This is a genomic window from Kutzneria kofuensis (assembly GCF_014203355.1).
GTDB lineage: Bacteria > Actinomycetota > Actinomycetes > Mycobacteriales > Pseudonocardiaceae > Kutzneria > Kutzneria kofuensis.
The window spans coordinates 3458582-3479317 of the sequence record NZ_JACHIR010000001.1; the positions used below are offsets into that span (position 1 = coordinate 3458582).

The window sequence follows — 20736 nt, forward strand, 5'->3', positions numbered from 1 at the left end:
CCTCGCTACGGGCTGGGCGCGGTGGTGTCGGTGTGCTTGCTACGGCCGGGAGGCGTGGTCGGGGCGTGCGAATTGCGGTTGCCCGTGGTCGCGGTTGTGGTGGCAGTCGTCGTCACGGACTGCGTGTTCGTCCGTGTCAGCGACGGCGTCGCCGTTCTTGTTACACCTGGGGTCGCGGTGGTGGTCACCGCCCCGCCGGCCTGGGGCCGCTGCTGGCCCGGCTGGTTGTCGGCGGTGGTCGACGTGACGGTGTCGGCCGGGGACGCGGGCAGGGGAAGCAGCGCCGACGGCGGGATCGGGGCGCCGGAAAGCGCGGCGCACAACAAGATCACGTACACGGCCAGCGCCGAGCAGGCGCCGATGGCGATGCGGCGGACGACCCGGCGGCGGCGGCCGCTCGGGTCGACGAAGACCGGTCTGTCGGAGAGATCGCTTGGGGTGGGCATCCTCTGACTCCGTTGGGGGCGGCCCACCCTAAGCCACGCTGCCCGGTTTGCCGAACATCTCACGCACGGTCATCCGACCGCTACCCGAGAGGACGGGGCCGGCCGCCGGGCGGCCGGCCCCGTCGAAATCCGATCAGAACGCGCCGGTTCCGTTGGGAGTGCCCAACCCGGTCGGGCCGTCGAAACCGCTCACCGCGGTGCAGAGGTAGGTGCCGCCGCAGCTTCCGTTGCTGCCGCCCGACACGTCGTACAGCGCCGAGGTGTGGCTGTAGATCGACGAGGCGTAGGTCAGCGAGGAAGCGTTGCCCGCCAACGCATAGATCGATCCGATGATCGGCGAGGCGACGCTGGTGCCGCCGAACACCAGCCAGCCCTTGCGACCCTGGTACGACGTGCTGTCGTAGACGGCGACGCCGGTGTTGGGGTCGGCCACCGCGCTCACGTCCGCGACGGTCCGCCGGGCGCAGCCGGAATCGGTCTGCCACGACGGCTTGGTGACGTAGCCGGAGCAGCCGCTACCGGCGCCGCTCCACGCCGTCTCGCTCCAGCCACGGGAGTTGCTCGCCTTGGCCAGGCTGGTGCCGCCGACCGCGGTGACGTAGCGGGACGCGGCCGGGAACTCGACACCGTAGCCACCGTCGCCGGAACTGGCCGTGATGGCGACGCCCGGGTGGTTGTAGTACGTGCTTTCCGAGCCTGTTTCCGAGGATGACTCACTTCCGCCGTAGCTGTTGCTCACCGCGTTCGCGCCGAGCCTGACGGCGGTGTTCACCGCGGTGCCCAGGTTGGTCAGCGACGCGCTGCTCGCCTCGACGAGCAACACGTTGCACTTCGGACAGATCGCCGACGCCATGTCCAGGTCGAGCGAGATCTCCTGGGCCCAGCCGCCGTTGGCGCGCGGGTAGCTGGTGCCGCCGTTCTGGTCGGCCTTCGCGAAGCACGCGGTGGTGCTCGACTTGATCGTCGACGGGGTGCACGAGCCCAGCGCGGCGATGCCGTACTGCGCGCGGTAGACGTTGACGTCGGCGAAGGCTGTCGGGTCGTCGTAGGCGTCCACGATCGCGATCGTCTGGCCGGCGCCCGCGGTCGTCGACGTCGTGAGGTTGTAGGCCGACCGCAGGTCGGACGGCCCGTAGCCGGACGGGGTCGCGTTCGGCGTGACGCGGTCGCTCAGCCACGCCTCGCAAGCCGCCTGGCCGGCGGCGGGCCGGTCGCACACGCGGTGCGCGGAGTGCGTCGCGGCCGCGCCGACGGCGGTTCCGGTCAGGGACATCGCCAGCACCAGGCCGGCCAGCAGGGGGATTGTTCTACGCAAAGCGGACCTCCACTTTGGCAGGGACCGGGTCTGCGGAACCCGGTTTGTCCGCGCATCGTGCATCCCCACTGGACGGATGTCAGCTCTGGACCGATACCGGTGAATTTCAAAGCAGCGGCTTGATCACTGTTGACGGGGCCGCAGGAAGCCCCTGTGGTAGGCGGGAACCAGGTGGCGCGGCACCAGGATCCGCCGCCCTTCCAGCACGATCGGCACCAGCTCCGGGGCGGTCGCCTTCCACTGCGAGCGGCGGTGCCGGGTGTTGCTGCGTGACGTCCTGCGCTTGGGCACGGCCATCAGCGGATCCTCTTTCCGTAGCGGCGGTTGAACTTCTCCACGCGACCGGCGGTGTCGACGAGCCGCTGCGCGCCGGTCCAGAACGGGTGCGAGTCGGCGGTGATGTCGACCACCAGCAACGGATAGGTGTTGCCGTCGTGCCATTCGACGGTCCGGTCCGAGGTGGCGGTCGACCGGGTCAGGAACGACGTCCCGGTCGAGGAGTCCTGGAACACCACGGGGTGGTAGTCGGGGTGGATGCCCTTTTTCATCGCAGTTCGTCCTCACGGTCGGTGAACAGGAACGGGTCGCGGTAGCCGTCCCAAGCGGACAGTCCGGCGGCGAGTTCGGCGTCGGTGACGAGCGCGTGCCGCAGCGCGGCGGTGATCTCGGCGTGGTCGGCGCCGTCGGTGAGCACGACGATCTCCTGGCCGCGGTCGCCGTAGTACGGATCCCAGTTGAGGGCGGCCATGGCTCGGCGGTCGTCGTCGATGCCGTCCCACTCGTCGATGGCGGCCAGCCACGGGCCGGCATGCCCGATCTGGAGTCCGCCGCCGGCGGATTCCAGCCACAGCGCGATGTCGGGACGGCTGGCGACCCAGAACCGGCCCTTGCCGCGCACAACGCCGTCGAGGAGCACATCGATGTTCGAGTGGAAACGTTCTGGATGAAACGGCCGGCGCTCGCTGAACAGCAGCAGTTCGAAGCCGTCCTCCCGGTGCAGCGGCGGCTCGCCGCGCAGCAACGGCCCGTGCGCGCTGTCGGAGCGTCCCCGCCGGGCGTTCGCCGGCAGCTTCGACAGCCACCCGACGCCGCCGAGCGGAACCTGCAGCGCGGTCGGCGCGAGCCGCCGGAACGCGGCGTCGAGGCGGCCGGCCGGACCGGTGAGCACGAGCACGTCGGCGAACTCGGCCTGGCCGACCGCGACCTGGGCGACCGTGCGCTCGTCGTCGGCGCTGCCGCCGAGGCCGCGTTCGTACATCGCGTCGTCACCGGTGGCGTCTTCGAGCCAGCGTTCGTGGTCGACGGCGGTGATCACCGCCTGGATCCGCGACCGGTCCAGCGCCCAGCAGACCGGCTCCGGCTCGATGCGGGGGTCGAGGTGCAGCACGATCCGGCTGACGTCGTCACGCTCGGACAGGCGAGCCACCAGCGGCAGCAGGTCCTCGCGCAGCGTGCAGGACACGCAGCCGTGGCCAAGCTCCAGCACCGTCCAGCTGTCCTCGCCGCGGTGCCGCAGCCGTCGCCGCACCACCCCCTCGGTCACCCGGCACAGGTCGTGGTGCACGACGGCGGTGCCGCCGCCGGCCAGTTCGTCGGCTATCGACTCGGCCGCCGTCGCCGCCAGGCCGCCGACCAGCACGATCGGTACGGACACGAGCCCTCCTATCGAGAACGATTTCCATCTACGGCGTCCGCCACGCTACCCTGCCGAGGGAATTTTTGAAAACGAATGTCGTTACAAGGAGGTGCAGCATGGCCAAGCGCTGCCAGGTGACCGGCAGCGGCCCCGGCTACGGCAAGCAGGTGTCGCACTCGCACCGGCGGACCTCCCGCCGGTGGGAGCCCAACCTCCAGCGCCGCCGCTACTGGGTGCCGTCCCAGCGGCGCTGGGTGACGCTGCGACTGTCCGCCAAGGCGATCAAGACCATCGACCGCAAGGGGATCGACGCGGTCCTGGCCGGAATGGGTGTTCCAGCCCGAAAGGAGTCGTAATGGCTCGCAACGAGGTTCGACCGATCGTGAAGCTGCGTTCCACGGCGGGCACCGGCTTCACCTACGTCACGCGCAAGAACCGCCGCAACGACCCGGACCGTCTGGTGCTGCGCAAGTTCGACCCGGTGGCCCGCAAGCACGTCGACTTCCGCGAGGAGCGCTGAATGGCGAAGAAGTCCAAGATCGCCAAGGACGCGCGGCGCCGGGAGACCGTGGCCCGCTACGCACAGCAGCGGGCCCGGCTGAAGGTCGTCGTCTCGTCTCCGACGGCGACCCAGGCCGAGCGCGAGGCCGCCGGGCTGCTCCTGCAGAAGCTGCCCCGCGACGCCAGCCCGACCCGGCTGCGCAACCGGGACGTGGTCGACGGCCGGCCGCGCGGCTTCTTCCGCAAGTTCGGGCTGTCCCGGCTGCGGCTGCGCGAGGCGGCGCACCGCGGCGAGCTGCCCGGCGTGAGCAAGTCGAGTTGGTGAGGACATGCCCAGGACCGATCGGCGCCCGGCACGGCGCAAGGTGAACATCCTCCGCCGCGAGGGCGTGACCCGAGTGGACTGGACCGACGTCTCGCTGCTGCGCAAGTTCATCTCGGACCGCGGCAAGATCCGCTCCCGTCGCGTGACCGGGCTGACCCCGCGGGAGCAGCGCGAGGTCGCCACCGCGATCAAGAACGCGCGCGAAATGGCCCTCTTGCCCTATCCGGGGCCCTCGCAGCGCTGAGTTATGTCACATGCGCTTCCTACTTGACCGCTGGAGTCAAGTAGGAAGCGCATGTGCATCCTCTCTACGACGTGCTGTACCGCCGGCGCGACACCCGGCGCGAGTTCACCGGCGAGCCGATCGACCCCGCCGTGCTGGAACGGGTGCTGGGAGCCGCGCATGCGGCGCCGAGCGTCGGGCTCTCCCAGCCGTGGGACTTCGTTCTCGTATCGGACGAACGGGTGCGGCGGGAGTTCCGCGATCACGTGCTCACCGAGCGCCGGGTGTTCGAGGCCTCGCTCGATCCCGAGCGGGCCGCGGTGTTCGACCGGATCAAGATCGAGGGTGTGCTGGAGTCCAGCCTCGGCGTCGTCGTCTGCTACGACCCGTCGCGGGGCTCGCCGGCGGTGCTCGGCCGGCACGCCATCGCCGACGCCGGCCTGTACTCCGTGTGCCTGGCGATCGAGAACCTGTGGCTGGCGGCCACCGCCGAGGGCCTCGGTGTGGGTTGGGTGAGCTTCTATCGTGAGGACTTCCTGCGCCGGCTGCTCGGCGTGCCCGCGGGGGTGCGTCCGGTGGCCTGGCTGTGTCTCGGCGGGGTACGCGACCTGCCCGATGTTCCCGATCTGGAGCGACACGGGTGGCGTGAACGGTTGCCACTCGATGACGTTGTCCACCATGAGCGGTACGGTCAGCGGCCAGGCCGGTAGCCTGGCCCGAGTCGAACCGCATCGAAGAAGCAGGGGACGTCGAGGACCCAGTGGAGCAGGACGATTCGCTCGTAGGGGGACAGCTCCCGCAGCAGGATCAGCGCGTGCGCCTGCTGCTCAACGCTGGCCGCCTCGCGGAGGCGAACACCCTCTTCGAACAGGTCGTCTCCCGGGGGCCGACCAGCGCGGACCGGTGGGGCCGGTCCTATCTGCTCGTGCACCGGGCGACGATGGCATGGCGGCTGCGCCGGATCCCGCTGGCGCTGGAGCTGGCCGCCGAGGGCTGGACCGAGATGGACTCCGAGCGGCCGACCGGCGTGCTCGCGTCCCGTGCGCTCGGGCAGCTCGGCTACCTGTTGGAGGGCATCGGCCATCGGCGGGCGGCGCTGGACATGGTGCGGCTGGCGCTGCACGTGGCGAGGGAGGCCGGCGACCCGTCGGCGCTCGCGCAGTGCCTGCAGCGGCTCGGCGGCACGCTCAACTTCCGTGCGGTCGACGGCACGCCCGTCAACGCGCACGAGATCTTCGGTGAGGCGCGGCAGCACCTGGGCGAGGGGCTCACGCTCGTCGGCAAGGACGACGTGAGCTACTGGCCGCTGCTCGGGGCGTACTCCCGCTCGCTGGCCGGCACCGGCGACCTCGAGCTGGCCGCGCGCCACGCCACCGAGGTGCTCGCCCACGGTCTCGAGGTCGACGATCTGTGGACGGTCGCCGTCGGCAACTGGGTGCTCGGCTGCGTGCACAGTGGCCTCGGCGAGCTCGTGCAGGCCCGGACCTTGGCCAGCCGGGCCGTGAACGCGGCCAACAAGATCAACGACAACTCCTTGCTGCTGCGGTTCTCCCTGGACCTGGCCGACATCTGTGCGTCCATGGAGGACGAGGTCGGCGAGGCCGCCGCGCTGCGGTGCAGCGTGGCCGCCAGCCGGATCGCCACCGAGACCCTGCAGGAGGGGCTCGGGCAGGCGCTGGAGCAGCGGCGGCTGGCCGTGCAGGCGCAGAAGCTCGCGATGGCCGCTCAGGAGGCCGCCGCCCGGGATCCGTTGACCGGCCTGGCCAATCGGCTCGGCTTGGAGCGCAGCGCCCAGCAGCTGTTGGAGGGCACCGCTTCCAAGGGCAAGGTGCCGTGGCTGGTGCTCGTCGACGTCGACTGGTTCAAGGACGTCAACGACGATGCCGGGCACGCCGCCGGCGACGCCGCGCTGCGGGAGATCGCCCGGCTGCTGCGGCGGGAGTGCCGGAGCGGGGATCTGGTTGCCCGGTGGGCCGGCGACGAGTTCGTTGTGCTGCTCGGCGATGCCGGTCCCGGCACCGACGTCGGTCCGGCCGTCGCCGAACGGATTCGGGCCGCCGTCGACCAGCACGACTGGCGGATCGTCCTCGGCACCGCGCGGCGGCCCACGGTGTCGATCGGCGTCGCCGGCGGCCCCGCCAAGCTGGACCAGCTGTTCGCCGCCGCCGACATCGCGCTGTACCGGGCCAAGCGGCAGGGCCGCAACCGCGTCGAGGTGCACGAGACGATGGCCCGGTTGGGCGAGCTCTCGGAGAGCTGACCCTCCACTTGCAACTTGCAGTCCGCAAGCATCGCTCGATTGTTCACGGTTGCGCGTGATGATCTTCCACCCGATCGGCGCAAGGGACCGTCGAGCGCGAAGAAGGGCCCCGGCCGATGCCGAGGCCCTTCCCGAGAACAACGACTCAGGCGATGAGCCCGCCGCGGTAGGCGACCAGCGCCGCCTGCACCCGGTTCACCGCGCCGATCTTGCCCAGCACGGACGACACGTAGCCCTTCACGGTCGCCTCCGACAGGTGCAGCGCCCCACCGATCTCGGCGTTGGACATGCCCTGGCCGATGAGCTGGAGCACCTCCCGCTCACGCTCGGACAGCGACGTCAGCAGCCGGCGGGCGGGCTCGGCGGCACGCTCGCCGTCGGCGACGGCGGCCAGCACGCGGGCGGCGACGCCCGGGTCGAGCACGGCCCCGCCGCGGGCGAGATCGCGGACGGCCTTGACGAGTTGCTCGGGCTCGGTGTCCTTGAGCAGGAACCCACTGGCGCCCAGCCGGAGCGCCTCGGACACGTACTCGTCGACGTCGAACGTGGTCAGCATGGCGACGCGCGGCGGCTCGGGCAGCGTGCGCAGCCTGCGCAGCGCGACGAGCCCGTCAGCCGAACGCATGCGCACGTCGAGCAGCACGACGTGCGGCCGGTGCTGCCGCGCGAGATCGGCGACGAGCAGGCCGTCATCGCACTCGGCGACCACCTCGATGTCGCCGGCGCTGCTGAGAATCATCCTGAGGCCGGATCGGACGAGATCCTCGTCGTCAGCCAGCATCACTTTGATCACCGGACGCCTCCCCGATTCGGCGCTGCGTGCTCGCATTAGCCAAGCATCACTCATCTTGACGCAACCACGGGTTACCGCGGTGTTATCTCATCATGTGGTCCCGGTTTTGCCTAGAAGTTCCGGTGACTTGACGCCCGCACCGAAATATCAACGGTTTCCAAACCTGTGAATCGGCTTGCACGATCAGGGGAGGCTGTGCCGTCCGGCGGCACGCAGACTGCGCGCGGCGACGAGTGTCAAGCCGCCGAACAGCCACCCGCCGACCGTCCAGAGCACCGCACCGGTCAGCCCGGCGCCGTGCAGCATGGCGACAAGACCACCGGCGCCGCCGCTGGCCCGCATCTGCCATCGCCCCTGGTCACGGGCGAGTTCCTCGTCGATCCACCGCACCACGGCTCCGGCCACTCGCTCACCCTTCAGAGTGAATGTCTAACGTGAAGCTCTTTCGCGTTGACCTACTCGGAAGTAACGTGCGTCACGTTCCCTCCCGGAGAGGACCCCTGCGCATGTCGCGAAGCTCTCGCCTCGCACTCGCCGCGACCCTGATCGTGGCGACGTCGACCACCCTGCTGTCCGCGGCACCGGCCAGCGCCGCCCCGGCCAACAACGACTACTGCCTCGGGCAGTGCAACGACATCCTGCCGCCGGGTGAGAACGGCAACGCCACGCTGGCACAGATCCTGGCCAACAAGGCCTTCGGCAGCCGTCCCGCGCACACCGACGACCAGCTCGGCAAGTACGCCAACCTGGTCAACGGCTACACCGGCCTGACCAACGGCCAGCTCTCGAACTTCTTCGACGACTCCTCCTTCGGGGTTCCCGCCGCCCAGGTGGAGTCGACGATCAAGCCCCGGTCGGACGTCACCATCGTGCGCGACAAGGCAACCGGGGTGCCGCACATCACCGGCACCACCCGCTCCGGCACCGAGTTCGGCGCCGGCTACGCGGCGGCGCAGGACCGGCTCTGGCTGATGGACGTCTTCCGCCACGTCGGCCGGGGCGAGCTGACCTCGTTCGCCGGCGGCGCGGTCGGCAACCGCGGGCTGGAGCAGACGTTCTGGCAGGCCGCCCCGTACACCGAGCAGGACCTGCAGAACCAGCTGACCTCGGCCGCGGCGGCGCACGGCGCCCGCGGCGCGCAGGCGCTGCAGGACGCGACCGACTACGTGGCCGGCATCAACGCCTACATCACGCAGGCGTACAACAACCGGACCTTCCCCGGCGAGTACGACCTGACCGGGCACATCGACCCGGTCACCAACGCCGGCGGCATCGACCCGTTCAAGCTCACCGACATGGTGGCCATCGGCAGCGTGGTGGGCGCCCTGTTCGGCTCGGGCGGCGGCGGCGAGGTGCAGTCGGCGCTGGTGAAGCTGGCCGCTGACGCCAAGTACGGCGTCACCGATGGCGACAAGGTGTGGAACGCGTTCCGGGAGCAGAACGACCCCGAGGCGGTCACCACCGTCCACGACGGCAGCTTCCCGTACGGGAAGGACCCGGCCAACCCGCAGGGCGTCGCGATGCCCGACCCGGGTTCGGTCACGCCGCAGCAGCTGGTGTTCGACCCGACCGGCTCGGCCCAGTCCGCGGCCGAGGTCAAGGCCGCCGACCAGCCGGCCGCGAAGACGGCGGACGAGGAGAAGGCGCGCGGCATCTTCGATGACGGCGTGCTGCCGGCCGACCTGATCTCGGCCAAGCACGGCATGTCCAACGCGCTGCTGGTGTCCGGCAAGTACACCGACACCGGCAACCCGGTCGCGGTGTTCGGCCCGCAGACCGGCTACTTCGCGCCGCAGCTGCTGATGCTGGAGGAGCTGCAGGGCCCGGGCATCAGCGCCCGCGGCGCCGCGTTCGCCGGCGTCAGCCTGTACGTGGAGCTGGGCCGCGGCCAGGACTACTCGTGGAGCGCCACGTCGGCCGAGCAGGACATCACCGACACGTACGCGCTGCACCTGTGCGACCCCAGCGGCAAGCCCGCCACCAAGGACTCGAACTTCTACCTGTACCACGGCCAGTGCACCGCGATGGAGCCGCTGGAGCGGGACAACTCGTGGAAGCCGACCATCGCGGACGGCACCGCCGAGGGCTCGTACAAGCTGATCGCGTTCCGCACCAAGTACGGCATCGTGCAGTCGCGGGCGACCGTCGGCGGCGCCCCGGTGGCGTACGCCAGCCTGCGGTCCAGCTACCAGCACGAGGTGGACTCGATCATCGGGTTCCAGGAGTTCAACGACCCGTCCGCGGTGCACGACGCGGCCAGCTTCCAGAAGGCCGCCCAGGACGTGAACTACACGTTCAACTGGTTCTACACCGACTCCAAGGACATCGCGTACTACAACTCGGGCAACAACCCGGTGCGGGCCGCGAACACCAACCCGAACCTGCCCATCTGGGCCGACCAGCAGTACGAGTGGCAGGGCTGGGACCCGGCGACGAACGTCGCGACCTACACCGGCCCCGCGCAGCACCCGAACTCGATCGACCAGGACTACTACGTCAGCTGGAACAACAAGCAGGCCAAGGACTTCAGCGAGGCCATGTACGGCGACGGCTCGGTGCACCGGGTGAACCTGCTCGACAGCCGGGTGAAGAAGCTGATCTCCAGCGGGCAGAAGGTGACGCGGGCGGCGCTGACCTCGGCGATGGCGGACGCGGCCAACGTCGACCTGCGGGCCGAGGACGTGCTGCCCGAGGTGCTGCGGGTGCTGGGCAGCGCGCCCATCACCGACCCGACGCTGGCAGGAGCGGTCAAGCAGCTCACCGCGTGGCAGCAGGCCGGTTCGCACCGCCTGGAGACCTCGCCGGGCAGCCACACCTACGCCAACGCCGACGCGATCCGGATCATGGACGCCTGGTGGTCGCCGCTGGTGCAGGGCGAGTTCCAGCCGGCGATGGGCAACGACCTGTTCACCAGCATGACCGGCGCGATCCAGATCAACGAGTCCCCGTCCGGCGGCCAGAACATCGGCACCACCGACGGCAGCGCGAACAACTCCCAGCCGCACAAGGGTTCCTCGTTCCAGTACGGCTGGTGGTCCTATGTGGACAAGGACCTGCGCGCGGTGCTCGGCGACAGCGTGCAGGGCGGACTGTCGCGGACCTTCTGCGGCAACGGCAACCTGGCGCAGTGCCGGCAGTCGCTGCTGACCAGCCTGCAGCAGGCGGTCGGCCAGACGGCGGCGCAGGTGTACCCGGGTGACGCGGACTGCTCGGCCGGCGACCAGTGGTGCGCCGACTCGATCATCCAGCGGCCGCTCGGCGGCGTCACCGACGACAAGATCAGCTGGCAGAACCGGCCGACCTTCCAGCAGGTCGTGCAGTACCCGGCACACCGCGGCGACAACGTGGCCAACCTGGCGCAGGGCCGGACCGTCACCGCGACCAGCCACGAGACCGGCGCGTACGACTCGCCGCCGGCCTACGCGGTGGACGGCAAGGCGGACACCCGGTGGGCGAGCGACTGGAGCGACAACCAGTCGATCACCGTCGACCTCGGCTCCGTGCAGACCGTCGGGCGGGCCATCCTGACCTGGGAGTCCGCGTACGCCAAGGGGTACCGGATCGACGTCTCCACCGACGGCGCCACCTGGCGCACGGCGTGGTCGACCACGGCGGGCGACGGCGGCACCGACAACGACGCGTTCACCCCGACCGACGCGCGCTACGTGCGGATGACCGGGGTGCAGCGCGGCACCAAGTACGGCTACTCGCTCTACGAGTTCCAGGTCTACTCGCTGTGAGCCGGGCGGGGGCGGTCCCGGCCGCCCCCGTCCAGCTGCGGCAGTTCGCTGGCCAGATCCGGGCTGCCGTAGTGGGAGAAGACGTCCGCCAGGTTGCTCAGCAGCCGCCAGCGGGCCCCCTCCGGCAGCCGATCGACGAAGCGGTCCACAAGGGACGCCACGGTGTCCGTTGTGGACCGTTCGTCGTTCTCGGTCATGATCTGGGCCAGTTTGCGCAGCTTGGCCGACATCTCGACGGCCTGGTCGACCTGGTTGTCGTTGTTCTGCAGCCACCACACGGTGGCCATGGCCGGGTCGCTGAGGATGTCGTCCTTGAGGTGGCGCAGCTCGTCCAGCTTGAGGTCGCGGTCCCAGCCACGCACCAGCCGACGCCGTTGCAGCTCCTCGAAGAGCTCCGTCGCCGCCTTCGCCTCGTCCGTGCAGGTCAGCTCGATCTCCACCAGCTGCACGGCGATCCGGGCGTCGTCGAGCTTGGTCACGTAGCCGAGCTCGGCCTCCAGCTTGTGCTGCAACTGCTCGCACTGCGTCACCCGGCCGTTGGCCAGGATGGCGGCCGCGCGGCGTTCGATGTCGCTGCGGGCAATGGATTCCGGCTTGGCATGGGTGGTCTCGCCGATCGCCTCCCACGCGACCGTGCAGGTCGCGGTGAACTCCGCGTGCGGCACGGCGCTGGGCAACACCGCCGTGAACACCACCGTCGGCCGCTTGGGCGCGGGCGGCGGCTGCCGCAGCTGGATCGTGGCGCCCGGCTGCTTGCCGTAGATCCAGTCGTGTTCGGCCTGCTGGCGGCGTCTGAGGAAACGCTGCCACCAGCCGCCCATCTTGCCGCGCACGGTCGGCTTGACCTCCGACCACGGGTCCGTCGCCATCGTTCCCCTTGTTTCAGCTCGAGATCGCGGACCGCAGCAGCGGGTCCACCCCGTTCAGCTTCGCCTGCAACTGGTCGTGCACGTCGCGGGAGCCGCCGTCGCGGCGCCACTCGAAGGCCGCCAGGTCGAGGGCACCCAGCTCGGTCGGCCGACCGCCGGCCGCCTGCACCAGCAGGTTGAGCAGGGTCTCCCGGTGCTGCGGCTGCGCCGCCGCCTCGTCCAGCAGCGCCCGCACCGCCAACGCCCTTCGCGCCTCGTCGGTTTCCCGTAACCAGCGCGCCAGTCTCGTCACCACTTGGGCGAACTGGCTTTCACCAGCCATTGTGGACAGTGCCGCGGCGACCTGGTCCGTCAGCTCCGGCCGTTTGACGAAACTGCCCAGTCTGGTCAGCGCCACGTGCGGGAACCGGCTCCCCAGCTCACCGCCGCAGACCGCGATCACCACTTCGCTCAGCGCCGTCGGCAGATCGCGCCGCCTGGACCAGTCTCGGATCGTGCGCCGGATCTCGGATCCTCTCGCCGGGTCCAGCGCGGCCGCCGCGAGCAGCCCACGCGCCAATGGGAGAGCGTTTTCCGACCACACCGTGACCGCTTCGACGACCGGCCCCGTGCCGAGATCGAGCAGTCTGAGCGCCACACGTTTGCCGTCTTCGTCCGGGAGTTTCGGGGCCAGCGCGATCAGCCAGGCTACGAGGGGTTCCCGCAGCGCCGGGAAGTCCGTCCAGACATGGTTGATCACCGCGTCCGCGTAGCCCGGCTTGTCGAAGGTCACCGTGCCCGCTGACGCCCCGACCGCCGCCAGCCGCGCCGCCAGGCCCTCCCCCGCCAGCGGATGCGGTTTCGGGCCCTCGTAACGGCTTTCCTCCAGCAGCTCATCCGCCGCCGCGTGCACCACGTCCTGGTGCGCGCCCTCCAGGAACGCCGCCGCCAGCAACAGCGCCCGCCACGGCACGTCCTCGTGCCGCTTGAACTCCTCGCACAGGTGGCTCGACCAGTTCGTGTACGCCCCGAGCACGTCCTGCCGGTCCTCCACGCTCACCAGCAGCTCCGCCAGCCGGGCCGCCTGCGCCGGCGTCGTCGGCAGCTCCTCCAGCGCCGGGTCCATGCCGTCCAGGTGCGCCGTGAGGACCTCCGCCGGCCTCGGCGTCCCCAGGCGCACCGCGTCGAACCCCGCCGCCCGATCGTCGTCGACGATCACCACCAGCGAGCTGTCCTCCTGGTCCAGCGCCTTCGTGAACTCCGCCAGCGATGCCCTGACCTGCTCCACCGTCGCGTCGTCCGCCGCCGTCAGGTCCAGCAGGTAGCCCTCCTTCGCCGCCACCGGGTGCCTCGCCAGCGTCGCCTCGTCGTCCACCGCGATCTCCACCAGGTGCAGGCCGCCCAGGCGGTCCAGCAGCACCGTCGCCGCCGTGCGCCGGCCCGTGCCGCTCGGGCCCGCCAGCACCACCGCCCTGCTGCCCAGCAGCTTCGCCAGCGCTTCCAGGAACCCCTCCGGCTCCACGAACCGCCTCGCCGCCCGCCTGGCGTCCAGGCGGGTCCGCTCCAGCAGCCGGGTCGCGTCGGTGGTCAACAGCCCCTCCTCGCATCGTCGTGCCCCTAGCGACTATGCGGGACGATGTGCTCGGCTGGGGGAAAGTTCAACTGTTCGTCGGCCTACCGCCCCGCCCCACCTGCACCGCCTGTGACCGTTACTACTCCACCCGGCGTATCCACCCACCGCCGCGCGCCCCCGTCCACGCCCGGTATGCTGCTCCCAGCGCCTTCGTAGCTCAGGGGATAGAGCATCGGTTTCCTAAACCGTGTGTCGTAGGTTCGAATCCTACCGAGGGCACCACCTTTCACCGGGTGAAATCGGCCCCTCACCAGCGCAAGCAGGTGAGGGGCCGATCTTGTTCAGTCCGGGCGGACACCGGCGCGCTCCGGAGTCGCTCACACCTGCAGCTCGACCTCGATACGCTTGAGCTGGTGCCGGGCCAGCGCGAGGTTCGACGACTCCCGCTCCAGCACCAGGTACAGGAACAGGGAGCTGCGGGTCTTCATCGAGTTCATCAGCCGGATCAGGTGGTACTGCCGGTGCAGGGTGATCAGGATGTCCTCGATGCTGTCGTTGAGCGCGAGCGTGGACATCACCCGGAGTTTGGACCGCACGACCTCGGTGTTGCCGGCGGCGGCGAGCTCCAGGTTCAGCCAGTCGCCGCCGCCGCTGGTGCCGAGCGACATGCCGCTCTCGTAGTCGACCAGCGCGACGCCGACCGCGCCGGCGATGCTCATGGCTTCCTTCAGGGCGGTATCGATGTTCATCGGACACACTTCCTTAGCTGACGGGGGCTATCGGGGGACAAGGGGCTACGGGGTGAGGATCGAGCCGATGCGTTCGGTCACGGGACGCGACTCGTAGAGGAGGCGGCCGAGATTCAGGCCGCTGTCACCGAGCACCACCAGCAGCGCGATCCGACCGATGGCGTAAACGGCCATGTAACCGCCGCTGCTGAACACGACGGTCTGGTTGAGCGTGCCCTGGCGGGTCACCTCGGCCGCCTGCCGCGCGATCCCGAGATTGGCGGCGGCGAGCGCGGATATGTTCAGTGGATCGACGCTGTCCGCGACGTCCGAGATTATCGGAATTCCGTCGACCGCCGCGATCACCGTGTCCGTCACGCCGGCGACGCTTTCCCTGAGCTTGCGAAGCTCGGCGGCTAACGCGTCGTAATCCACGATTTTTCTCTTCCCTTTCAGAAAGGCCGGCCGACGCCGGGGGAAGCGCGCCACCGCTAAGGCCCCGGGCCCGGTCCGGCGCCCGCCGCGGCCCGTCCCGGACGGCGCACGGGCAGTGGATCCGTCCACTCGGCGACGGCGGCCGGCGGCGACGCAGCCCTGGGACGCAGCGCGGCGGACGCGTGGTGCACACGGCCGGCGAACATCGAGGAGGGAACGATCGCCAGCACGTCCTCGCCCAGCATCCGGGCGATGTCCACGGTGACCGGATGGACGCCGCGGCCGATCGCGAACGCGATGTCCCGCGCGGTGCGCCTGCCGGTCGCGTGCGCGACGATCTCCCGGAAATCCGTGGTCGGCTCAACGCGGCCCGTCGGCACCAGGCGCTCACGGTAGGGCGACACGGGGCAGGGCGATGCGGCTAGCACGGCCAGCCGGACGGCGACCTGCCCGAGCAGCCGGCCCGGGGAGGCACCGTCCGACGCGGGCGACAGGACGTCCACGGTGTCGTCGACGGCGTAGTGCGCGATGCTGCCGACGGCGATCGCGAACGCCGCGTCCGCCATGGCCGCTCTGGCCAGGTCCGGCATTTCCAACGCGCCCACACGCAGAGCCTCCACCCCGGGCGCGCCGGGACTGTCTACCGCGATTACCGCACCATCACGGAAGTGGATCGCCCCACCGGGATCACCGGCGATGACCAGAGTCGCGGTGATTCGGTCGGCATGGCACTGCGTCAGCGCATGCGCGAGGACGTCAAAGGATGTTCGATAAGCGCGTCTCAGGACTCACTCCGCGTGAACTCGGGACCGAAAGCCGGCGACAGTGGCACGTCGATCAGCCGATCGGACTCCCCTTCTGTCACGGGGAGCCACCACCCGCCGTACTTTGTACCCGCCTACCCACCATTTGCACATCAACCTTCACACGATCGTGTGAAGGCATTCCACTCAGTGTAACAGCGCAGGTTGATCAACCATTTTCACCGACGGTTTAGGCCGAATGCAGCCATTCGACAATGATCGTTTGACGATGAAAAGGACTACAGATGGGCAGCGAAAACGACCGCCGTGAATGGCCGGAGGCGGCGGCCGGCCCCGCAGGGCGCGGCAGGGCGCCGGAACGTGGTCCGCCCCGGGGACGAGCCGGCCGGGTCAGCCGCCGCAGGTGATCTTGGGAGCGGGGTCGTAGACCTTCTTGCGGGTGTGGCGGGAGACCTCGCGGCCGGCCAGGTCCTTGATCACGCGGGTGTCGGTGGCGGTGAAGCCGGGCCCGCCGGCGGAGGGGTGGCAGTTGGTGGCGGGGCCGGGGCGGGGCTGCGGGTCGACGAAGTTGGTGCGTTCACCGGGGACGGACTCGACCTGGTAGCGCTTGGTGCCCCAGAGACGGACCGTGATGTTCTGGGGAGTCCAGATGGTCTGGATGGCGATGCCGGTGGGCCCGTCGTTGGTGAACTTGAGATCGATGACGCTGCTGCCGTCGGGGTTCTGGAAGACGGTGGCCTCACGGGCGGCCGGGTAGCGACTGATGTAGTAGCTGTGCTCGGTGTGCCCGGCGTCGGCCATGCCGGCGAAGTAGGAGGCGTTGTAGAGGGTGGTGGCGAACTGGGAGATGCCGCCGCCGACGGCGGTGCCCGGGGCGCCGTTCTCGATGATGCCGGCCTCGACGTAGCCCTGCTTCGCGGTGCGCGGGCCGGTGTAGCCGTTGAGACTGAAGGTCTCCCCCGGCTTGACGACCGCGCCGTTGACCTTTTCCGCGACGACACGGATGTTGACGCCGGAATCGGCGGCGAAGCCGCCGGTGGTGAACTCGCCGACGACTTCCTTGATGCCGAGCTGGTTGGCCTGCTCGGTGGTGAGCTTGGCGGGCTGCTTGGCGTACTGGGCAGTGATGACGCGGTTGTCGCGGTGCGGCAGCAGGTCGGTGAGGCCGGCCAGGCTCTTGTCCCAGTCGACGCCGCGGCCGTCGACCGAGGGCTTCACGGAGGGCGTGTTGCCCTCGATCACGACCTGGGCGTCCTTGCCTGGCTGCTCGGTGCTGGCCAGCTGCGGCTTGAGCGCGTCGACAACCTTGCCGCGGTCGAGCTTCGGCACGAGCTTGCCGTCGTCACCGGGGGCGAACCCGAGCGCGGCGGCGATCGTGGCGGGCTGGAGCGTGGCGTCCTTGCCCTCGCCCTTCACGGTGACGGGACCGGAGACTGCCGGCTGGGCGTAGTTCTCGACGGCGGCGCGCACCGCGTCGGCGCTCACCTTGGCCGGCGTGCTCGTCACCGGGAGCGCCACGGCAGAGCCGCCGATCCACTTGTCCACAATGGACTTCTTGGCCGTGGCGGCGTCCAGCTTCTGCCCGGACTGTGGGGTGACGGCGTTCGGGGTCGTGCCGTCGAAGCGAATGGAGCCCTCGACCGGGTCGCGGTCCACCTTGGGCCGCAACCCGTCCAGCGCCTTGCCGAGCTTTGCGTCATCCACAGTGGACACGAAGGGCGAGTCGTGCCGCTCGAAGAAGGACGTCAGTCGCACGAACGGGTTGAGGGGCTGGGACGACGCCTGGTCCAGGGTGGCCGACCAGTCCGGGGCGAGCCCGGCCTGCTTGGGGTCGAGGGAGGCGTCCACGTCGCCGGCCCGGACCTTCACCGGCTGCGTGAGACGTGCGTCGAGCGCGGAATGCAGCCGCTGCTCGGCGTCCGCGCGGCTCAAGCCGCCGACTTCCACCCCGGCGACGGTGGTGCCGCGGGGCATCGCGCCCCGGGAGATCAGCAGGTCCAGCCCGTACAGGACGACCAGCACGCCGACAACCGCGCCTGTCCCGATCAGGCCGCGCCGCAGCAGCTTGCGGCGGTCCGGCCCGTCCTCTGACGGCGGTTCCAGGCTGCCCGAGACCGGCGCGAAGCTCGCGGCGCCGCCGAAGCGGATGGTCTGCTGGCTGTGGTTCTCCTCGGACACCTGGCCGAGTTTACCGATTTGTCCGCGACGCCCCGGTCACGGTGTCCGTCGCGGCGCGTGCCCGCCCCAACACGGGCCGGATCGATCCCCTCGGGCCGAACGAGTGATTTTTCCGATCTGTCGCGGTCGCATTGTTATTTTGAACGACACGGTGCTGCCGAAATGGATCAGTGGGCTCAATTCGAAGGAGCGGCTGATGATCGAGGGTGGCGTGGTGGTGGCCTATCTCGTCGCGCTGCTCGGCGGCGCGGCCAAGCGCTTCATGGAGGGGCGCGCGGAGGCGGCGATGACGGGCCTCTACAACGTGGTGGCGCGCAAGTTCGGCGGCATCGTCGGTGATCTTCGAGCGGACCCGGCGGACCCGAACGCGCAGCGCAGGCTGGCCCGGGCGGTGGAGAACACGGCGACGGTCGACCCGCATTTCGCGGAGCAACTCGCCGCGCTTGTCGATCGGCTGGATCGAGTTGGCGGCCGGCAATTCCTCAACCAGGTCCAGGCGCACACGAACGTGCAGAACTTCGGCGGCGATCAGGCCGTGTACGGCGGCGTGATCAACAAATCGTGGTCGCGCACCTCCGAACACCCCGAGAACTATTCGGGCGCGCCGGGCTGGGTGAAGGTGGCGACGGTGCTCGGCGTGCTGGCGTTCCTCGGCGGTTTCCTGCTGATCGTGGTGCGCGTCGCCCTGGTGATGTCGTCCGGGGAGGACGAGTTCGGCCGTCCGCTGGCCCCCGGCCTCGCCGACCTGGCGCCGGGCGGCGTCCTGATCGCCATCGGCCTCGTCCTCGGGGTCGCCGGTTCGCTGGGGCGGTCGATGTCGCGTCGCGGTTGGTGACGAAGGAGTCCGCCCCGCGCCGGTGAGGTGCGGGGCCGATCGTGGAACTCCGTCGCCGACGGTCGTTGTCGTTGCGCCACGCAAACTCTCGATGCGCCGGCGACGGAAGTCAGGAGACGCGAGGAAGGCCGGTCCGTCCGGGGGTCGAGGACGGCCGGCCTGCGCTCGCCTTGTCGATAGGGATCCTCACTTCGTCGTCAGGCGGTCACTGCCTCGAACACCTCGGTCTTGTCCTCCTTCTCCTCGGTCTTGTTGTTGTCTTTGGGGGTGGGTGGGGTCGGCTTGATCCGCCGCAGCAACGCGATGGTGAACACCGCCGCGCCCACCGCCACGACCCCACCGGCGATCGCCGAGTAATGCAGCGAGCTGGTGAACGCCTCACGGGCCACCGCCAGCAGCGAGTCGGCCTGGGCCCGCGGCAGGCCATGAGCGACCGTCGAGGCGGTGGCCAGGGTCTGCCGGGAGGCCTGCACGGCGGCGGCCGGCACGTCGTGCGGGGTGTGGGCGTCGAAGGTCACGGCATACACCGCCGCCCCGATCGACCCCAGGATCGCGATCCCCAACGCCCCGCCCAACTCCTGACCGGTCTCCAGCAACGCCGAGGCGGCGCCGGCCCGCTCGGCCGGCGCGGCCGCCACGACCAGGTCGGTGATGCAGGTCAGCACGATCGCGATGCCCAGGCCGATCCCGATCGCCCCGCCCATCACCGTGACCATGCTGCGGGCCACCTCCAACTGCGTCATCACCACGAAACCCACGGCGGCGACGAGGAAGCCGGCGGCGATGATGTAGGCCGGGCGGACGGTGCGGGCGATGATCGTCACGAACGGCACCACCAGGGTCACCACCACCGGGGAGGCCATCGTCCACAGCGCGGCCTCCAGCGTGCTCATCCGCAGCACTTCCATCAGGTACTGGGTGGTGAACACGCCGAACCCGATCAGGCAGAACGAGCAGGCGACGGACACGGTCATGGAGGCGCCGAAGTCGCGGTTGCGGAACAGTTGCGGGTCGATCATCGGGTGCGACAGGGTCTTCTGGCGGCGGACGAAGACGTAGCCCAGGGCCAGGCCGGCCGCCAGCGCCGCCGCGGGCAGGGCGGAGAACCCGTTGACCGCGGTTTCCTTCAGGCCCCAGATGATCGCCAGCACCCCGGCCAGTGACAGCAGGCCGGAGGCGAGGTCGAAGCGGCCGGCTTGGCCGCGGGGCAGGCGGTACTCGGGCACGAGGGCGGGGACCAGGATCAGCAGCAGGACCATGACGGGGGCGTTGATCAGGAAGACCGAGCCCCAGGGGAAGAACTGCAGCAGCACCCCGGACACGATCGGGCCCAGGGCGGCGCCGACGGACAGGCCGGTGGACCACACGGCGATGGCGGAGCGGCGCTGCTTGTCGTCGTGGAACATGCTGCGCACCAGGGCCAGGGTGGAGGGCATCAGGGTGGCGCCGCCGATGCCCTGGATGGCGCGGGCGGTGATCAGGGTGGTGGGGTCGGTGGCGAAGGCGGCGGCGACCGAGGCCAGGCCGAACACGGTGGAGCCGATCAGCAGCAGGGTGCGGCGGCCGATGCGGTCGCCGATGTTGCCCATGGTGATCAGCAGGCCGGCCAGGACGAAGCCGTACATGTCGATGATCCACAGCTGTTCGGTGCCGGAGGGGGCCAGGGCGGCGGAGATGGCGGGGATGGCGAAGTACAGGACGGTCATGTCCATGGAGACCAGCAGCAGTGGCAGGACGAGGACGGCCAGGCCGGTCCATTCGCGTCGGCCGGCGAGGCGGGGTGGTTGCGTGGCGTGTGTCATGCCCCGAACCATACACGCGTCCCACACGCTTGTATAGAACGTACGTTTAAGACACTCGATGGCTAGGGAAACCCCCAGCCGTCGCTCGCCAACCCCAGCCCCGGTGCACGTGAGTGGCATACGTGGCTCCTGCGGCCACACAAGCCACTCACGTACGGCCGGCCACGGCACGTGAGTGGCTTATATGGCTCCTGCGGCCACACAAGCCACTCACGTAGGCCAGCACCCGGGGCCGGCCACGGCACGTGAGTGGCTCAGGTGGCCGCCGAGGCCAAGTAAGCCACTCAGGTGAGAAAAACCGGGGGGACGATGTCCGGATGGGGCGGGCGGCGCC

At 70.0% G+C, this 20736-nt stretch carries 22 protein-coding genes and 1 tRNA gene; 9 read left to right on the forward strand and 14 right to left on the reverse strand.

What is annotated here, in order from left to right; translation table 11 throughout:
- Nucleotides 1–5 precede the first annotated feature (5 nt).
- The 5 genes from BJ998_RS15790 to mrf all read right to left on the reverse strand — a co-directional run bounded on the left by BJ998_RS15790 (nt 6) and on the right by mrf (nt 3415).
- Nucleotides 6–446: a hypothetical protein gene (locus BJ998_RS15790; RefSeq protein ID WP_184862433.1), complete on the reverse strand. Its 441-nt coding sequence runs from the start codon at nt 444–446 to the stop codon at nt 6–8.
- Nucleotides 447–579: 133 nt separating this feature from the next.
- Entirely contained in the window at nt 580–1761 is a 1182-nt protein-coding gene (locus BJ998_RS15795; protein ID WP_246488601.1) for a S53 family peptidase, read from the reverse strand.
- A 123-nt stretch (nt 1762–1884) separates the two neighbouring features.
- Nucleotides 1885–2058: a 50S ribosomal protein L32 gene (rpmF, locus tag BJ998_RS15800; RefSeq protein ID WP_184862435.1), complete on the reverse strand. Its 174-nt coding sequence runs from the start codon at nt 2056–2058 to the stop codon at nt 1885–1887.
- On the reverse strand, nt 2058–2309 hold the full coding sequence (locus BJ998_RS15805) for a type B 50S ribosomal protein L31 (RefSeq protein ID WP_184862438.1): 252 nt from the start codon (nt 2307–2309) through the stop codon (nt 2058–2060). The genes rpmF and BJ998_RS15805 overlap by 1 nt, the downstream gene beginning before the upstream one ends.
- A complete protein-coding gene (gene mrf / locus BJ998_RS15810) occupies nt 2306–3415 on the reverse strand; it encodes a ribosome hibernation factor-recruiting GTPase MRF (protein ID WP_312890134.1) in 1110 nt (369 codons plus the stop codon). Before mrf ends, BJ998_RS15805 begins: the two co-directional genes overlap by 4 nt.
- 98 nt (nt 3416–3513) lie before the next feature.
- Here mrf and rpmB point away from each other — a divergent pair, with 98 nt between their 5' ends.
- The 6 genes from rpmB to BJ998_RS15840 all read left to right on the forward strand — a co-directional run bounded on the left by rpmB (nt 3514) and on the right by BJ998_RS15840 (nt 6706).
- The gene (rpmB, locus tag BJ998_RS15815; RefSeq protein WP_184862440.1) at nt 3514–3753 is read left to right on the forward strand and encodes a 50S ribosomal protein L28; all 240 of its coding nucleotides are present in this window, start codon (nt 3514–3516) and stop codon (nt 3751–3753) included.
- Complete coding sequence (gene rpmG, locus BJ998_RS15820) at nt 3753–3917, forward strand: 50S ribosomal protein L33 (RefSeq protein WP_116177775.1); 165 nt, start codon at nt 3753–3755, stop codon at nt 3915–3917. The genes rpmB and rpmG overlap by 1 nt, the downstream gene beginning before the upstream one ends.
- Nucleotides 3918–4223, forward strand: a complete 306-nt coding sequence (rpsN, locus tag BJ998_RS15825) for a 30S ribosomal protein S14 (protein ID WP_184862442.1) — start codon at nt 3918–3920, stop codon at nt 4221–4223. It abuts the gene before it with no gap.
- Nucleotides 4224–4227: 4 nt separating this feature from the next.
- A complete protein-coding gene (gene rpsR / locus BJ998_RS15830) occupies nt 4228–4467 on the forward strand; it encodes a 30S ribosomal protein S18 (protein ID WP_184862444.1) in 240 nt (79 codons plus the stop codon).
- A 53-nt stretch (nt 4468–4520) separates the two neighbouring features.
- A complete protein-coding gene (bluB, locus tag BJ998_RS15835; protein WP_184862446.1) occupies nt 4521–5156 on the forward strand; it encodes a 5,6-dimethylbenzimidazole synthase in 636 nt (211 codons plus the stop codon).
- Between the two features lie 104 nt (nt 5157–5260).
- Nucleotides 5261–6706, forward strand: coding sequence for a GGDEF domain-containing protein (locus BJ998_RS15840; protein WP_312890135.1), 1446 nt, complete (start codon nt 5261–5263; stop codon nt 6704–6706).
- Between the two features lie 145 nt (nt 6707–6851).
- Here the strand turns inward: BJ998_RS15840 and BJ998_RS15845 are convergent, their stop codons facing one another.
- Nucleotides 6852–7499, reverse strand: a complete 648-nt coding sequence (locus tag BJ998_RS15845) for a response regulator (RefSeq protein WP_184862450.1) — start codon at nt 7497–7499, stop codon at nt 6852–6854.
- Between the two features lie 183 nt (nt 7500–7682).
- Complete coding sequence (locus BJ998_RS15850; protein ID WP_184862452.1) at nt 7683–7904, reverse strand: hypothetical protein; 222 nt, start codon at nt 7902–7904, stop codon at nt 7683–7685.
- Nucleotides 7905–8005: 101 nt separating this feature from the next.
- Between BJ998_RS15850 and BJ998_RS15855 the strand changes: the two genes are divergently transcribed.
- Nucleotides 8006–11239, forward strand: coding sequence for a penicillin acylase family protein (locus BJ998_RS15855; RefSeq protein ID WP_184862454.1), 3234 nt, complete (start codon nt 8006–8008; stop codon nt 11237–11239).
- Here BJ998_RS15855 and BJ998_RS15860 read toward each other — a convergent pair.
- Nucleotides 11227–12108: a hypothetical protein gene (locus tag BJ998_RS15860; protein WP_184862456.1), complete on the reverse strand. Its 882-nt coding sequence runs from the start codon at nt 12106–12108 to the stop codon at nt 11227–11229. The genes BJ998_RS15855 and BJ998_RS15860 overlap by 13 nt on opposite strands.
- A gap of 13 nt (nt 12109–12121) precedes the next feature.
- On the reverse strand, nt 12122–13678 hold the full coding sequence (locus BJ998_RS15865; protein WP_184862458.1) for a hypothetical protein: 1557 nt from the start codon (nt 13676–13678) through the stop codon (nt 12122–12124).
- 188 nt (nt 13679–13866) lie between these two features.
- Here BJ998_RS15865 and BJ998_RS15870 point away from each other — a divergent pair.
- Nucleotides 13867–13942: transfer RNA gene (locus BJ998_RS15870), tRNA-Arg, on the forward strand.
- 95 nt (nt 13943–14037) lie between these two features.
- Here BJ998_RS15870 and BJ998_RS15875 read toward each other — a convergent pair.
- From BJ998_RS15875 to BJ998_RS15890, 4 genes are all read right to left on the reverse strand, one after another.
- Complete coding sequence (locus BJ998_RS15875; protein WP_184862460.1) at nt 14038–14409, reverse strand: hypothetical protein; 372 nt, start codon at nt 14407–14409, stop codon at nt 14038–14040.
- Between the two features lie 45 nt (nt 14410–14454).
- The gene (locus BJ998_RS15880) at nt 14455–14823 is read right to left on the reverse strand and encodes a roadblock/LC7 domain-containing protein (protein WP_184862462.1); all 369 of its coding nucleotides are present in this window, start codon (nt 14821–14823) and stop codon (nt 14455–14457) included.
- Nucleotides 14824–14879: 56 nt separating this feature from the next.
- Complete coding sequence (locus tag BJ998_RS15885; protein ID WP_184862464.1) at nt 14880–15428, reverse strand: hypothetical protein; 549 nt, start codon at nt 15426–15428, stop codon at nt 14880–14882.
- Nucleotides 15429–15977: 549 nt separating this feature from the next.
- Entirely contained in the window at nt 15978–17765 is a 1788-nt protein-coding gene (locus tag BJ998_RS15890; protein WP_376775868.1) for a VanW family protein, read from the reverse strand.
- 103 nt (nt 17766–17868) lie between these two features.
- On the opposite strand from BJ998_RS15890, the gene BJ998_RS15895 reads away from it, so the two are divergent.
- Entirely contained in the window at nt 17869–18600 is a 732-nt protein-coding gene (locus BJ998_RS15895; RefSeq protein WP_184862466.1) for a hypothetical protein, read from the forward strand.
- A 197-nt stretch (nt 18601–18797) separates the two neighbouring features.
- Here the strand turns inward: BJ998_RS15895 and BJ998_RS15900 are convergent, their stop codons facing one another.
- Complete coding sequence (locus BJ998_RS15900) at nt 18798–20402, reverse strand: MFS transporter (protein ID WP_184862468.1); 1605 nt, start codon at nt 20400–20402, stop codon at nt 18798–18800.
- Nucleotides 20403–20736: the final 334 nt, after the last annotated feature.

Coding starts and splice junctions, on each gene's coding strand:
- BJ998_RS15805 (WP_184862438.1), bottom strand. CDS start 2,309: ATGAAAAAGGGCATCCACCCCGACTACCACCCCGTGGTGTTCCAGGAC.
- BJ998_RS15900 (WP_184862468.1), bottom strand. CDS start 20,402: ATGACACACGCCACGCAACCACCCCGCCTCGCCGGCCGACGCGAATGG.
- rpsR (WP_184862444.1), top strand. CDS start 4,228: ATGCCCAGGACCGATCGGCGCCCGGCACGGCGCAAGGTGAACATCCTC.
- BJ998_RS15790 (WP_184862433.1), bottom strand. CDS start 446: ATGCCCACCCCAAGCGATCTCTCCGACAGACCGGTCTTCGTCGACCCG.
- rpmB (WP_184862440.1), top strand. CDS start 3,514: ATGGCCAAGCGCTGCCAGGTGACCGGCAGCGGCCCCGGCTACGGCAAG.
- BJ998_RS15855 (WP_184862454.1), top strand. CDS start 8,006: ATGTCGCGAAGCTCTCGCCTCGCACTCGCCGCGACCCTGATCGTGGCG.
- rpmG (WP_116177775.1), top strand. CDS start 3,753: ATGGCTCGCAACGAGGTTCGACCGATCGTGAAGCTGCGTTCCACGGCG.
- rpsN (WP_184862442.1), top strand. CDS start 3,918: ATGGCGAAGAAGTCCAAGATCGCCAAGGACGCGCGGCGCCGGGAGACC.
- BJ998_RS15860 (WP_184862456.1), bottom strand. CDS start 12,108: ATGGCGACGGACCCGTGGTCGGAGGTCAAGCCGACCGTGCGCGGCAAG.
- BJ998_RS15875 (WP_184862460.1), bottom strand. CDS start 14,409: ATGAACATCGATACCGCCCTGAAGGAAGCCATGAGCATCGCCGGCGCG.
- rpmF (WP_184862435.1), bottom strand. CDS start 2,058: ATGGCCGTGCCCAAGCGCAGGACGTCACGCAGCAACACCCGGCACCGC.